This is a genomic window from Pseudomonas neuropathica (genome assembly GCF_015461835.1).
In the GTDB taxonomy this organism is placed as follows: domain Bacteria; phylum Pseudomonadota; class Gammaproteobacteria; order Pseudomonadales; family Pseudomonadaceae; genus Aquipseudomonas; species Aquipseudomonas neuropathica.
In genome coordinates this window covers 49,851-62,694 of the sequence record NZ_JACOPX010000018.1, presented here as the reverse complement: position 1 = coordinate 62,694, position 12,844 = coordinate 49,851, and the positions used below count along the sequence as shown (strand labels likewise).

Here is a 12,844-nt window from a genome sequence, read left to right as displayed (position 1 = left end):
TTCGGCTCTGTTCAGATGGCGTTCGCCGCAGCGATTCGGGCAGGCGGCGAGTTTATCAGCTTGTGTTTGACCGTGCTGACTAAAGGGTCAGCAAGCGCTCGGCGAGGCGACCATTGGCAGTCAGTTCAAGAAATTCATCGCCCAGGCGGCGGCTCTCGTCCATCGCTGCGTGCCAGTATTTCTGCCGGCTCGCTGCATCGCCCATGAAGCGTTTGAAGTCGTTGCGGTCAGGCAATTTGCCGTAGGGCAGGCGCGCCAGATATTCCTTCGACGGCGCGAGCAGCAGCACGTCCTGCAAGCGCTCCACCGAGGCCTTGCGCCATGGCAGGGTCTTGTCGAACCAGCCTGGAATGACCCGGTCGGTGAAGTGCGGATAGAGCACGATGCCGTCACCGCTGTAGGGCAGGTCGAGGTGATAGTCGAGCAGACCGCCGTCGCGGAACGTACCCGCGCCGGCGCCCGGCAAATCCCTTACACCTTCCATGACCATCGGGATCGAACCCGAGGCGAGCAGGGCCTGACGCAGGTTGCTGGCATTCAGGGCGACGAAGCGCGACGGGAAGTCGTTCAGCGCATTCACCGGCGGGGCCAGGCGTGGGTCGTGGACGATCAGGCGTTCGAAGTGTCGCGACAGGCGCGAGCGACCACGCAAGTTGTCGGCGATCACCGAACCCAGCGCCAGACCGAGGCGACCGCGATGGTCATCAGCCAGGCGCCCCTGACTTTTCACCACCATGATGTTCAGGCGGTAATGCGCGTTGTCGAGGATGCTCGCGTCGCGGCCGTCGAGCAGGTCATTGAGCATGCGCTGCGAGCTCTGACTGATCTCGGCCATGGTCACGCCTTTGTTGAAGTTCTGCTCGGCGTACAGATGACCGAGGCGCCGGATGCCTTCGGCGGCGTCCGGCAGGCAAGCGCTGGCGAAACGCCAGGAACCGACCGAGGCGCCGATCAGCGAACGCTCGCGCGGCGCGCTGGGCAGCCATTCACCGAACAGCGCCAGATCCAGCCCTTGAATTCCCAACGCCTTCGGTCCACCGGCGGCGCCGGGCAGGGTGCCGACGTCGGCAGCGTTCAGGCCTTGCGCACGAATGCGCGCCATGGCACGCGGGCCGGCCTTGAGGGTGAGGGCGGGGAATTTGATGTGGATGGCGGTCATACCGGTCTCGATCGTTAGCAAGCGAACAATTATAAGCACATGTTACAAAACCTTGTAGGAGTGAGCCTGCTCGCGATAGCGGTGTGTCATTGAATAATGATCGGTCTGATACACCGCTATCGCGAGCAGGCTCACTCCTACAGGGTTGTGTGTTGAGTCAGAGCAATGATGGCAATTCAGTTTCAGTTAAGTTCATCCCGCTAAGGTGCCCACCGTAAGCAACACATAAAAATATGGAGACACCATGAAAACCCTGACTGCCCTGTCCATTGCCTCGATTATCGGTTTCACTGCCAGCCTCGCCCATGCCCGCGATCTCGGCCCTGACGAAGCCCTGCGTCTGCGCGACGCTGGTACTATCGTCTCCTTCGAGAAGCTCAACGCCGCCGCGTTGGCCAAACACCCGGGTTCGACGATCACTGAAACCGAGCTGGAAGAAGAGTACGGCAAGTACATCTACCAGATCGAAATGCGCGATCCGCAGGGCGTCGATTGGGATCTGGAATTAGACGCGGTGACTGGGCAGGTTCTCAAGGATCATCAGGATAAGTAATGAAGGTTAATGTTCGCGCCACCAGCCGTACGGCATTGGCGCTGGTGATTTTCTGCTCGGCCGCGATGGCGCGCGACCTCGATCAGGACGAGGCCCTGAGTCTGCGTGAGAAGGGCGTGATCCTGCCGCTGGAGCAAGTGCTGCAGCAGGCGCTGGACCGCTATCCCGGCGCAAAACTGCTGGAAGTCGAGCTGGAAGAAAAACACGACGTCTACATTTATGAAGTCGAGTTGCTGACCGTCGAAGGTGTCGCCCGTGAGCTGCACTTGAAGGCCGATACCGGCGAACTTGTGAAAGACAAGGAAGATTGATCGATGCGTTTGCTTTTGGTGGAAGACCACGTACCGCTGGCCGACGAATTGCTCGCCGGCCTGCAACGGCAAGGTTACGCGGTCGATTGGCTGGCGGACGGTCGTGATGCGTTGTATCAGGGCAGTAGCGAGCCCTATGACCTGATCATTCTCGACCTCGGCCTGCCAGGCGTGCCGGGGCTTGAGGTGCTGGCGCAATGGCGTGCCGGCGGTCTGGCGATTCCAGTGCTGATTCTCACGGCGCGCGATTCCTGGGCCGAGCGCATCGAAGGCCTGAAGGCCGGTGCCGACGATTACCTGACCAAACCGTTCCACCCCGAAGAGCTGCAACTGCGCATTCAATCGCTGCTGCGCCGCTCCAAAGGCCAGGCCAATCAGCCGACATTGCAGGCGGCCGGTCTGCATCTGGACGAGGGTCGGCAATGCGTGGTTCGCGATGGCGCCGATATTCAACTGACCGCCGCCGAGTTCCGTCTGCTGCGTTATTTCATGCTGCACCCGGAGCAGATTCTCTCCAAAAGCCACCTCGCCGAACACCTCTACGACGGTGAAACCGAGCGTGATTCCAACGTCCTCGAAGTGCACGTCAACCACCTGCGGCGCAAGCTCGGCAAAAGCGTGATCGAAACCCGTCGCGGCCAGGGTTACCTGTTTGGCGGACAAGCTTCGTGAGGTCGATCCAGCGCCGCTTGAGCCTGGGTCTGATCAGCGTGATGGTGGTCGTCGGTGTGGTGGTGGCGCAAACCAGTCTGTGGTTGTTCGAAGTGGGTTTGCAGCGTTATCTCGAAGCCGGCCTGCGCAACGACAGTGAAAGTTTGCTGGTGGCGCTGGTGCGCGGCCCGCAGGGGCTGCAACTGGATGAAAGACATCTGTCCCCGGCCTATCAGCGGCCGTTTTCCGGGCACTACTTCCGTATCGATTTTGCCGACAGCCACTGGCGTTCACGCTCGTTGTGGGATCAGGACCTGCCGCTGCTCGACCATCCCGGGTTACACAGCAATCTGCAACTGGGGCCGGACGGTCAGCAGTTGCTGGTGCTGCGCTCGGATTATCGGCGCCTGGGCCAGTCGATTTCGATCAGTGTCGCGCAGGATTACACGCCGGTGCGCGAGAGCTTCCAGCGCATGCGCCAGATCGGCCTCGGCCTGGGTCTGGCGGCGTTGTTGTTGATTTTGTTTTTGCAGCGATTGACCGTGCGCCGCGCCTTGAAACCGCTGGAAAAAGCTCGCGAACAGATCGCGCAATTGCAGCAGGGCCAGCGTTCGCAACTGGATGATCAGGTGCCGGTGGAACTCGAGCCGTTGGTGGCGCAGATCAACCATTTGCTCGCGCACACTGAAGACAGCCTCAAGCGTTCACGCAATGCTTTGGGCAATCTCGGGCACGCGTTGAAAACGCCGCTGGCGGTGTTGTTGAGTCTGGCCTCCAGCGAAAAACTCGATGCGCATCCCGAGTTACGCAAGGTGCTCAAGGAACAGTTGGAGCAGGTGCAGCAACGGCTCAACCGCGAGTTGAACCGTGCACGGCTGTCCGGTGATGCGCTGCCGGGTGCGTTGTTTGATTGCGATGCGGAACTGCCGGGATTGTTGGCGACGCTGAACATGATTCACGGCGAGCATCTGGCCTTGAGTTATGTCGCGCCAGCGGGATTGCAACTGCCGTGGGATCGCGAGGATTTGCTCGAACTGCTTGGCAACTTGCTGGACAACGCCTGCAAGTGGGCGGACGCCGAGGTGCGTCTGAGTGTGATTGAACGTACGGATGGATTCGCCCTGAGCGTGGAAGATGACGGCCCGGGGATTCCCGAAGAGCAGCGCACTGAGGTGTTCAGCCGGGGCACGCGGCTGGATGAGCAGACCCACGGGCATGGCCTGGGGCTGGGGATTGTCCGCGATATTGTCGAGACTTGGGGCGGGTTGCTGGTGTTGGGCGAGAGTGAGTGGGGCGGGTTGAAGGTGGTGATCGAGTTGCCTCGGCGGTGAGCCTTTAGAAGCCCCTCACCCTAACCCTCTCCCGGAGGGAGAGGGGACTGACCGCGTTGTTTGTTCGAGGTACGCCGACGTGAGATACCGAGTCGAACTCGGGTTTTGAAAGCCTTCCGGTGACATGAGATACCGAGTCGAACTCGGGTTTTGAAAGCCTTCCGGTGACATGGAAACCGAGTCGAACTCAGGTTTTGAAAGCCTTCCCGTGATCTGCAATACCGAGTCGAACTCAGGTTCTGAATAACATGGAGATCGGCTCCCTTTCCCCCTCGCCCCCTTGGGGGGAGAGGGCTGGGGTGAGGGGGGCATCCAACTGACACCCCGCAACCTTCGCATCACACCCGAAACTGATCCATCAAACTCTGCTGCTGATTCGCCAGGCTATTGAGCGACTGGCTCACCCGCGCCGACTCATTCGCCTGCCCGGACAACGACTCGGTCACATCACGGATCGTCGCCACGTTGTTATTGATCTCCTCGGCCACTGCACTCTGCTCTTCAGCGGCGCTGGCGATCTGCAGGTTCATGTCGCTGATCACCGTCACCGCATCGCCGATCTGACGCAGCGCAGTCACCGCCTGGCCGACTTGTTCGACACTGCCCTGAGCCTGGCGGTGGCTGTTGCCCATCGAACCGACTACATCCTGCGTGCCGGTTTGCAGTTGTTCGATCACCTGACGGGTTTCTTCCACCGACTCTTGCGTGCGGCGGGCGAGGTTGCGGACTTCATCGGCGACCACGGCAAATCCACGTCCGGCTTCACCAGCACGCGCCGCTTCGATCGCGGCGTTGAGCGCGAGCAGGTTGGTTTGTTCTGCGATGGCGCGAATGGTTTCCAGCACCGCGCCGATTTTCTCGCTGTTGGCCGCCAGCCCTTCGACTTGCACCATCGCCGCACTCATGTCGGCAGCGAGGGTGTCGATGCTCGCCGTGGTGCGATCGATCACGGTCAGGCCCTGACGGGTAGCGCGATCAGCATCCTTGGCGGCCTCGGCAGCCTGCGCGGCGCTACGGGCGACGTCTTGTGCAGTGGCGCTCATCTCGTGGGACGCGGTGGCGACCTGATCGACCTGACGGTATTGCTGTTCCATGCCAGCACTGGTCTGGGTGGCGATGGCCGAGGACTGGTCCGCGGTGTTGCGCGCGTCCTGCACCGAGCGTTTTACTTCGGCGATGATCGGCTGCAACTTGTCGAGGAAGCGGTTGAACCAACCGGCCAATTGACCGAGTTCGTCCTTTTTGTCATAGGCCAGACGGCGGGTCAGATCACCTTCGCCGCTGGCGATGTCTTCAAGCATGTGCGCCACACCGAGGATCGGTCTGGTCACACTGCGTGCCATCAGCCACACCAGCAGCAGGCCGATCAACGCGGCCAGCACGCCGAGGCCCAACTCGATCAGCGTGCCCGAGTTGTTGCTCGCGTCCAGTTGTTGCTTGAGCGCTTCGGCACGGCTGACCAGGACTTTTTCCGGCACATCCAGCAGTACGCCCCACGACGGGCCGCCGGGAATCGGCTGGAACGGCGACAGCACTTTCAGCTGGCCGTTGCTGTGCAGGCTGCTGACGCTGGTGCTGGAAGCCAGTTTGCTCAGCAGTTCGGCGCCGCTGACCTTGTCCACGGCATCCAGGCGCTGGCTGAGTTTGCCGGCATCCGGGCTGTGACCGGCGAGCAGGCCGGCGGGGCTGATGATGCTCACGGCGGTCTGGCCGTCATAGAGCTTCTTGCTTGCACCTTGGCTGATCGCTTGCAGGCTGTTGAGGTTGATGTCGACCGACAGCGAGGCGATGACTTTGCCGTTGACCATCAGCGGGAAAACGATGCTGGTCATCAGCACGTTTTGCCCGTCGATCACATAGAAGTACGGTTCGATCACACACGGCTTGAGCGTGGCGCGCGGGCAGGTAAACCAGGCGTTGGCCGCTTGACCGCTGGGACCGGTGCTGGTGTCGGCCATGTCGCTTTCCGGCAGGGCCATCGAGGTGACTTTGCCCGGAGTCGGTTGCGACCAGTACAGGGCGAAACGGCCCTTGTCGTTGCTGCCGAGTTCAGCCTGACCGGCAAACAGTTCATCCTTGCCGTCCAGCGCGTTGGCTTCGAATACCAGCGACAGGCCGAGCAGGTCAGGGTTGGCTTGCAGCGCGGATTTGACCTGACGGGTCATGTCTTCGCGCAGGTCGAAGGCATCGAGGAAACGCTTCTCGGCCTGCTCGCGCAGAAACAGTACCTGCCGCGAGAAGCCGTGACCGTACTGATAGGCGTCCATGAACTGCTGGCGAATGCCGGCCGCCTGCACTTCCCCTTGCGATTCGATGCGCGCCTGCGCCGACTCGGTGAGCATTTCCATGCTCGAAGCTTTCACCAGTTCAGAACTGTGCTCCATGCGATACAGCGAAAGACCTACCAACAGGGTCACGATACCGGCCAGGCAGAGGCCGGCGAGCAGGGTGATTTTCCATTGGATGGAAAGTTGTCTGAGCGACATGGAGACGTCCTTATTCGATAAATATCTGAGACTTTGCACTGTAACGGCCGCAAATCGGCTTTCTTTATCGTTGAAACACAATATGACGGATTGCCGCACCCGAAATCGCCCGCTCGCTTTGACACTGCGGCCACTCTGCGGCACAGTGCGCGCCCTTCTAATAAGACCCTCTTTGCAAATCCGCCGGTATTCCGTTGGCGGACTCATTCTGTCTGGCGATGTGTTTTCCATCGCAGTGTTTTTCGAGGAAGTGAAATGAATGCAGTCATAGCGGCGGTTGGCGTCATGCTGATACTCAGCCTGTCCCGCGTGCACGTGGTGATCGCCCTGATCGTCGGCGCACTGGTCGGCGGCCTGACCGGTGGCCTGGGCATCGATGCCACGCTCAAGGCGTTCAACAGCGGTCTGGGTGGCGGCGCCACGGTGGCGTTGTCCTACGCGTTGCTCGGCGCTTTCGCCGTGGCGATTGCCAAGTCCGGCCTGGCCCACGCCTTGGCCGACAAAGCGCTGGCGATGGTTGACCGTCAACATGCGACCGGCGGTGGCAGCGTCAAATGGCTGCTGATTGGCCTGTTGTGGGTGGTGGCGATTGCCTCGCAGAACATTCTGCCGATCCACATTGCGTTCATTCCGCTCTTGGTGCCGCCGCTTCTTTATGTACTGACCAAGCTGCAACTCGACCGCCGCTTGATCGCCTGTGTCATGACATTCGGTTTGATCACGCCGTACATGTTCCTGCCGGTGGGCTTCGGCAACATCTTCCTCAATGAAATCCTGCTGGCCAACGTTGCCCGTAGCGGTGTCGACATCAGCGGTATCAATGTCACCCACGCCATGGGCATTCCGGCGCTGGGCATGGTCTTCGGCCTGGCGATGGCGTTCATCACGTATCGCAAACGGCGCGTGTACGACCTGGCGAAAATCGAGCAGGTCGAGCAGGTTGCGGTGCAGTACAACCCGTTGAGCCTGATGATTGCCCTCGTGGCGATTGCCGCAGCGTTCATCGTGCAACTGCTGCTGGACTCGATGATTATCGGGGCGCTGGTCGGTTTTCTGATCTTCTCGGTGTCGGGCATTGTGAAATGGCGCGAGACCGATGACCTCTTCACCGAGGGCATGAAGATGATGGCGATGATCGGCTTCATCATGATCGCCGCCTCCGGGTTTGCCGAGGTGATGAAGACTACCGGTGAGGTACAGACCCTGGTCGAGTCGTCGGCGTCGTGGATCAATCACAGCAAGGGCGTCGGCGCGTTGCTGATGTTGCTGGTCGGGTTGCTGGTAACCATGGGCATCGGTTCGTCGTTTTCCACGGTGCCGATTCTGGCGGCGATTTTCGTGCCGCTGTGCGTGCAACTGGGCTTCAGCCCGATCGCTATTGTCTGCATCGTCGGCACCGCCGGTGCGTTGGGCGACGCCGGTTCGCCAGCGTCGGATTCGACCCTCGGCCCGACCTCCGGCCTGAACATCGACGGCCAGCATCACCACATCTGGGACACCGTGGTGCCGACGTTCCTGCATTACAACCTGCCGTTGCTGGCGTTCGGCTGGGTGGCCGCGATGGTCCTCTGAATCTTGCCGATCTCCTGTGGGAGCGAGCTTGCTCGCGAAAGCGGTGTATCAGCGACTTAATGGTTGACTGACACGACGCCTTCGCGAGCAAGCTCGCTCCCACAGGGGAATGGGGTAATCCCTTTGCTCAACTTTTGTAATGACGTGCCGTTAAAGCCTTTAACCACGCCAATAAAACCAAAAGAGTGAGCCCCCACAATGCGCCTGAGCCTCAAGGCTAAAGTCCTCTCCCTCGCCGTTCTCCCGGTGTTGCTCTTTGCCCTGGTCATCAGCCTGACCACGCTGTTCATCCTCCAGGAGCAAGCGCACAAAGAGGTCGAACAGACCCGCGAGCGTCTGCTCGGCGATGCCAAAGCCACTCTGCAAAGCTACGTCGCCGTGGCCATGACCACGATCAAGCCGCTGTACGACGCGGCCGCGCCGGGTGACGTTGAGGCGCGGGCGCAGGCGATCAAGTTGCTTTCGGGGATTCGCTACGGCAAGGACGGCTACTTCTTCGGCTACGACTCCGAGACCGTGCGCCTGTTCAAAGCCAACGACCCCGAAGGCGTGGGCAAAAGCTTCAAGGACAACCGCGACCCGAATGGCGTTTACGTCAACCGTGGCCTGGTCAGTGTGGCGAAGGACGGCACGCACTATCTGCAATACAGCTCGCCGCTGCCGGGCAATGCGCAGGTGTTGGTGCCGAAACTCGGTTACACCGAATACCTCGCCAAGTGGGACATGGCCGTCGGTACGTCGGTCAACCTCGACGGCATCGAAGCGCAAGTGGCGCTGGTCGAAGCGCAGGTGCAGGAACGTATGCAAGGCGTGGTGCTGAGCATCGTCGGCGTGGCGGTGGTGGTGCTGTTGGTGATCGCGGCGGCGGGGATGCTGCTGGCCAATACCATTTTGCGTCCGTTGACCCTGATGAAAGCCAACCTTGACGACATTGCAGCGGGTGAGGGCGACCTTACGCGTCGCCTGAACATCACCAGCCAGGATGAACTTGGCGAACTGGCGGGCTCGTTCAACCGTTTCGTCGACAAGATTCATGGTCTGGTGCGGCAGATCACCGAGATGACCACGCAACTGACCGGTCTGGTGACGCAGGTGTCGGATCAGGCACAGCGTTCGGATCAGGCGATGGAGCGTCAGCGCCATGAGACCGATCAGGTTGCCACGGCGATCAACGAGATGTCTGCCGCCGCGCAGGAAGTGGCCAAGAGCGCGCAGAACGCCGCCGTCGCCGCTCAGCAGACCGACGAAGAAGGCCAGAGCGCCAAACGCGTGGTGGCCGGCAGCATCAAGCAGATTCATGCGCTGGTCGATGACATCCGCAGCAGCGGCGTGTCGCTGGACAGCCTGCAGCAAGACGTGACATCGATTGTCGGCGTACTCGGGGTGATTCGTTCGATCGCCGAGCAGACCAACCTGCTGGCGCTCAACGCCGCGATTGAAGCGGCGCGGGCTGGTGAGGCCGGACGTGGTTTTGCCGTGGTGGCGGATGAGGTGCGGGCGCTGGCCAGCCGTACGCAGATCAGCACGCAGGAAATTCAGGGGATGATCGATCGTTTGCAGGCAGGTACGCAGCAAGCGGTTGAAGCCATGCGTCGTTCCAGTGAGGCGGGCGACGGCACTTCACAGCAGGCCAATCAGGCCGGGGCTTCGCTGGATGCAATGGCCGAGTTGATCGCGACGATCAACTCGATGAACGCGCAGATTGCCAGTGCGGCGGAAGAGCAGACGGCGGTGGCGGAGGAGATCAACCGCAGCGTGCATCAGATTGCGGTGGCGGTGGACAGCGTGGCCGATGAAACGCAGTTGGGCGCGCAGACTTCGCGTAGTTTGGCGGAGCTGGGGCAGCGCCTGGGCAAACTGGTCGGGCAGTTCCGGATCTGACAGCCTGAAAAGCCCCTCACCCTAACCCTCTCCCGGAGGGAGAGGGGACTGATTGGGGGATGCTATGGAACTACGCCGACCTGAAACAGCTTTACTGAATCCATAATCGACTGAATCTTTCCGGTCGATGGATGACGCGAGACACCTCGGTCAGTCCCCTCTCCCTCCGGGAGAGGGCTAGGGTGAGGGGCTTTTGATCTTCAAAGACTCAAGGTCTATCCCAGTAGGGCACTTCACCAAAACATTCGACAAAGAAATCAATTACCGTGCGCACCTTCACCGACAACCTGCGGCTCCCCGGCCACAACACCGCAATCTGCTGCGGCTCCAGGCTGTTCGACACCTGATACTCCCCCAGCACCGGCACCAGCGTGCCGTCGCGCACCGCTTCGCCAATCAGCCATGACGGAAACATCACCAGCCCCAGGCCTTGCTCGGCGGCTTGGGTGAGGGTGTCAGCGTGGTTGCCAGTGATCGGGCCTTTCACCGAGTACGGCGTCCAGTCCTCACCATCACGACGGAAAAACCAGCGCTGTTGGCCGGTCGCGCCTTTGTAGGCAAGGCATTGGTGTTGCGCGAGATCTTCGGGTTTTTGCGGTGTGCCGTGGCGTTTGAGATACGCCGGGCTGGCCGCGACCTGAAAGCGGTGCGGCGCCAGGATCCGTGCCTGCATACTCGAATCGTGCAGCGGGCCGATGCGGAACAACAGGTCGGCGCCTTCTTGCAGCGGGTCGACGTAATGGTCGGTCTGCTGGATATCCAGTTGCAGCTTCGGATATCGCGCGCACAACTTCCCCAGCCACGGCGTCAGATGGCGCTGACCGAATACTACCGGGGCGTTGATGCGCACCAGGCCGGTGGGTTCGCTTTGCTGTTCCTGCAGCGCCTGTTCGGCTTCCTCCAGTTGCACCAGCACCAGTCGCGCATGGTGACCGAGCATGCGTCCGGCTTCGGTCGGCGTCACGGCGCGGGTGTGGCGGTAGAGCAATTGCTGATTCAGCGCCTGTTCCATCAACTGGATCTGCCGGGAAATCGAGGAGGGCGCCACGCCTTCGCGGCGGGCTACCTCGGAAAAACTGCCATGGTCGAGCACGGCCACAAACAACCGCAGTGCCTTGAATCCGAGTTCGTTGAGACCGTGCATGGATCATCCCGCTGTGCGAGTTACGCAAAAGTGTTGTCAGGATGCTCCCATTTATCGCACAGCTTCGCCAGTCGATAATCCGCGCCATCGTTTATGTGAGCGGGATTTGGTTTATGCAGACGTTGGATGAGGTGAGTGTCAGTGCACCGGCGACGAAATCAGGGTTGCGCTTGTTGCTGCTGCCGCTGGTAATTCTCGCGGGCATGGGGTTGTCGGTGGAGGCGGGGTTGCTCGGGCCGTTGGGTGTGCAGGTCGGGCATCTGTGGGCGACTTTGAGCATCTTTGGCGTCGGCTCGGCGATTCTGTTTTTACTGCTGTTGTTCGCCGGTCCGCAAAAAGGCCCGGCACTGACGGATCTGCCGCGCTGGCAGTTGATTGGCGGGTTTCTGGGGCCGATGTATGTAGTGGTGCTGACGTTGGCGACGCCGCATATCGGCATTGCCATGACCATGATCGCGATTTTGTCCGGGCAGGTCGGCAAGAGTGTGTTGATCGACCATTTCGGCTGGTTCGGCGCGACGCGCAAGAAGGTCAATGCCGAGCGGTGGCTGGCGTTGGGGTTGATTGTGGCGGCACTTGTTTTGATTGCGCGGGGGTGAGTGATGAGTCTGGTTATTTTGTTGGCGGTGGTGGTGCTGGCCGGTGCGGTGTTGAGTGTGCAGGCGGCGATCAACGGGCGTTTGGGTGAGAGCGTCGGGGTGTTGCGCAGTAGTTTGCTGACATTCGTTGTCGGTGCGGTGTCGACCGGGTTGTTGATTTTGTTTTTTGAGCCGGCGCATGCGGTGAGTCTTTTGCAGGTGCCGAAGTGGCAGTTGACCGGGGCGCTGTTTGGCGTGGTCTACATGATGGTGATGGTCGGGGCGGTGCCGGTGGTGGGGACGGCTGTGGCGACGGTGGCGGTGATTGTCGGGCAGTTGGGGATGGGGATGTTGATTGATAATTTTGGCTGGCTGGGGAATCCGGCGATTGAGCTTTCTTCTAGTCGAATTTTGGCGATGGGGTGTTTGGGGTTGGCTTTGGTGTTTATGTATCGGAGTTCGCGTCAGGCTGGGTGACCTGGGTGACCTGGGTGACCTGGGTGACCTGGGTTGATCTGGGGTGACCTGGGTTGACCTGGGTTGATCTGGGTTGACCTGGGTTGAGTACATATCCATTGCTGCGGTAACGGCTGCTTAGGGTTTCGCCCTGACGGCGACTCACTTTTTTTACAAACGCCTAAAAAAAGTAAGCAAAAAAACGCTTGCTCCTACGTGCGGCCCGCTCGCTGAGGCTCGGGGTTCCTTCGCTGCGGGATCGATCCGGGCGCAGCGCCTACGGTTTGCTTCGCTGCACCTCCTCTCGCTGTGTTTGGCTGCGCCAAACGGTCGCTGCGCTCCCACGCCCGGATCAATCCCTCCACTCAGCCTTCCGACGTCGCCCGTGGATCAAGATCAAGAGCAGGCGAGCTGACACTCGGCCTATTGAGTGGTGAAGAGCGTGGGGTGTTCGGCGTTTGATTTGCGTTGTTGCTGCCCCTCATCTTAACGCCGCCCGCCCAGCCCTCTCCCGAGGGAGACGGAGCCGATCTGTGGGCTTTTCAAAGCCTGAGTTCACCGCGGTATCGCACGTCGGCGTAACTCTTCCAAACACCACCGCCAGTCCCCTCTCCCTCTGGGAGAGGGCTAGGGTGAGGGGCTCTTGATCTGGCTTGTGATCTTGCTTTGGCTTCGGCTTTTGATCTTTTGCCCCTTCGGCAGGCCGAGCGGAGGTGTTCATC

The 12,844-nt window shown here is 60.6% G+C and carries 11 protein-coding genes and 2 pseudogenes; 9 read left to right on the top strand and 4 right to left on the bottom strand.

Features of this window, described 5'->3' with window-relative positions:
• Nucleotides 1-79: 79 nt before the first annotated feature.
• Nucleotides 80-1,159, bottom strand: coding sequence for a patatin-like phospholipase family protein (locus H8F23_RS24045; protein ID WP_194936039.1), 1,080 nt, complete (start codon nucleotides 1,157-1,159; stop codon nucleotides 80-82).
• Nucleotides 1,160-1,403: 244 nt separating this feature from the next.
• Here H8F23_RS24045 and H8F23_RS24040 point away from each other — a divergent pair, with 244 nt between their 5' ends.
• The 4 genes from H8F23_RS24040 to H8F23_RS24025 are packed head-to-tail and all read left to right on the top strand — an operon-like array spanning nucleotide 1,404 to nucleotide 4,005.
• Nucleotides 1,404-1,712 (top strand): PepSY domain-containing protein, encoded by a 309-nt coding sequence (locus tag H8F23_RS24040; protein ID WP_194936038.1) that lies wholly within the window; start codon nucleotides 1,404-1,406, stop codon nucleotides 1,710-1,712.
• Nucleotides 1,712-2,023 carry a PepSY domain-containing protein gene (locus tag H8F23_RS24035; protein WP_095050577.1) on the top strand — a complete coding sequence of 104 codons (312 nt, stop codon included), beginning with the start codon at nucleotides 1,712-1,714 and terminating at the stop codon, nucleotides 2,021-2,023. The genes H8F23_RS24040 and H8F23_RS24035 overlap by 1 nt, the downstream gene beginning before the upstream one ends.
• A 3-nt stretch (nucleotides 2,024-2,026) precedes the next feature.
• A complete protein-coding gene (locus H8F23_RS24030) occupies nucleotides 2,027-2,695 on the top strand; it encodes a response regulator transcription factor (protein ID WP_007915592.1) in 669 nt (222 codons plus the stop codon).
• The gene (locus H8F23_RS24025) at nucleotides 2,692-4,005 is read left to right on the top strand and encodes a sensor histidine kinase (protein WP_194936037.1); all 1,314 of its coding nucleotides are present in this window, start codon (nucleotides 2,692-2,694) and stop codon (nucleotides 4,003-4,005) included. The genes H8F23_RS24030 and H8F23_RS24025 overlap by 4 nt, the downstream gene beginning before the upstream one ends.
• Before the next feature lie 338 nt (nucleotides 4,006-4,343).
• On the opposite strand, the gene H8F23_RS29400 is transcribed toward H8F23_RS24025, so the two are convergent.
• Complete coding sequence (locus H8F23_RS29400) at nucleotides 4,344-5,099, bottom strand: methyl-accepting chemotaxis protein (protein ID WP_371857720.1); 756 nt, start codon at nucleotides 5,097-5,099, stop codon at nucleotides 4,344-4,346.
• Between the two features lie 102 nt (nucleotides 5,100-5,201).
• A pseudogene (locus H8F23_RS29395) lies at nucleotides 5,202-5,348 on the bottom strand (HAMP domain-containing protein); the annotation flags it as partial.
• A gap of 1,398 nt (nucleotides 5,349-6,746) precedes the next feature.
• Here H8F23_RS29395 and H8F23_RS24015 point away from each other — a divergent pair.
• The 3 genes and pseudogenes from H8F23_RS24015 to H8F23_RS29385 all read left to right on the top strand — a co-directional run bounded on the left by H8F23_RS24015 (nucleotide 6,747) and on the right by H8F23_RS29385 (nucleotide 9,944).
• Entirely contained in the window at nucleotides 6,747-8,063 is a 1,317-nt protein-coding gene (locus H8F23_RS24015; RefSeq protein WP_194936034.1) for a Na+/H+ antiporter family protein, read from the top strand.
• A 198-nt stretch (nucleotides 8,064-8,261) separates the two neighbouring features.
• Nucleotides 8,262-9,038 (top strand): annotated as a pseudogene (locus H8F23_RS29390) (cache domain-containing protein); the annotation flags it as partial.
• Between the two features lie 84 nt (nucleotides 9,039-9,122).
• Complete coding sequence (locus H8F23_RS29385) at nucleotides 9,123-9,944, top strand: methyl-accepting chemotaxis protein (RefSeq protein ID WP_371748313.1); 822 nt, start codon at nucleotides 9,123-9,125, stop codon at nucleotides 9,942-9,944.
• 208 nt (nucleotides 9,945-10,152) lie between these two features.
• Here the strand turns inward: H8F23_RS29385 and H8F23_RS24005 are convergent, their stop codons facing one another.
• Nucleotides 10,153-11,088, bottom strand: a complete 936-nt coding sequence (locus H8F23_RS24005) for a LysR family transcriptional regulator (protein WP_127929071.1) — start codon at nucleotides 11,086-11,088, stop codon at nucleotides 10,153-10,155.
• Between the two features lie 113 nt (nucleotides 11,089-11,201).
• Here H8F23_RS24005 and H8F23_RS24000 point away from each other — a divergent pair, with 113 nt between their 5' ends.
• Together H8F23_RS24000 and H8F23_RS23995 are read left to right on the top strand one after the other, a co-directional pair.
• Entirely contained in the window at nucleotides 11,202-11,687 is a 486-nt protein-coding gene (locus H8F23_RS24000) for a DMT family transporter (protein WP_095051024.1), read from the top strand.
• 3 nt (nucleotides 11,688-11,690) lie between these two features.
• A complete protein-coding gene (locus H8F23_RS23995) occupies nucleotides 11,691-12,143 on the top strand; it encodes a DMT family transporter (protein ID WP_194936030.1) in 453 nt (150 codons plus the stop codon).
• The last annotated feature ends 701 nt before the right edge of the window (nucleotides 12,144-12,844 follow it).

What these genes read in the sequence shown, in the direction of transcription:
- H8F23_RS24045 (WP_194936039.1), bottom strand. Translation starts at nt 1,159, where the DNA reads ATGACCGCCATCCACATCAAATTCCCCGCCCTCACCCTCAAGGCCGGC.
- H8F23_RS24040 (WP_194936038.1), top strand. Translation starts at nt 1,404, where the DNA reads ATGAAAACCCTGACTGCCCTGTCCATTGCCTCGATTATCGGTTTCACT.
- H8F23_RS24035 (WP_095050577.1), top strand. Translation starts at nt 1,712, where the DNA reads ATGAAGGTTAATGTTCGCGCCACCAGCCGTACGGCATTGGCGCTGGTG.
- H8F23_RS24030 (WP_007915592.1), top strand. Translation starts at nt 2,027, where the DNA reads ATGCGTTTGCTTTTGGTGGAAGACCACGTACCGCTGGCCGACGAATTG.
- H8F23_RS29400 (WP_371857720.1), bottom strand. Translation starts at nt 5,099, where the DNA reads ATGGAACAGCAATACCGTCAGGTCGATCAGGTCGCCACCGCGTCCCAC.
- H8F23_RS24015 (WP_194936034.1), top strand. Translation starts at nt 6,747, where the DNA reads ATGAATGCAGTCATAGCGGCGGTTGGCGTCATGCTGATACTCAGCCTG.
- H8F23_RS29385 (WP_371748313.1), top strand. Translation starts at nt 9,123, where the DNA reads ATGACCACGCAACTGACCGGTCTGGTGACGCAGGTGTCGGATCAGGCA.
- H8F23_RS24005 (WP_127929071.1), bottom strand. Translation starts at nt 11,088, where the DNA reads ATGCACGGTCTCAACGAACTCGGATTCAAGGCACTGCGGTTGTTTGTG.
- H8F23_RS24000 (WP_095051024.1), top strand. Translation starts at nt 11,202, where the DNA reads ATGCAGACGTTGGATGAGGTGAGTGTCAGTGCACCGGCGACGAAATCA.
- H8F23_RS23995 (WP_194936030.1), top strand. Translation starts at nt 11,691, where the DNA reads ATGAGTCTGGTTATTTTGTTGGCGGTGGTGGTGCTGGCCGGTGCGGTG.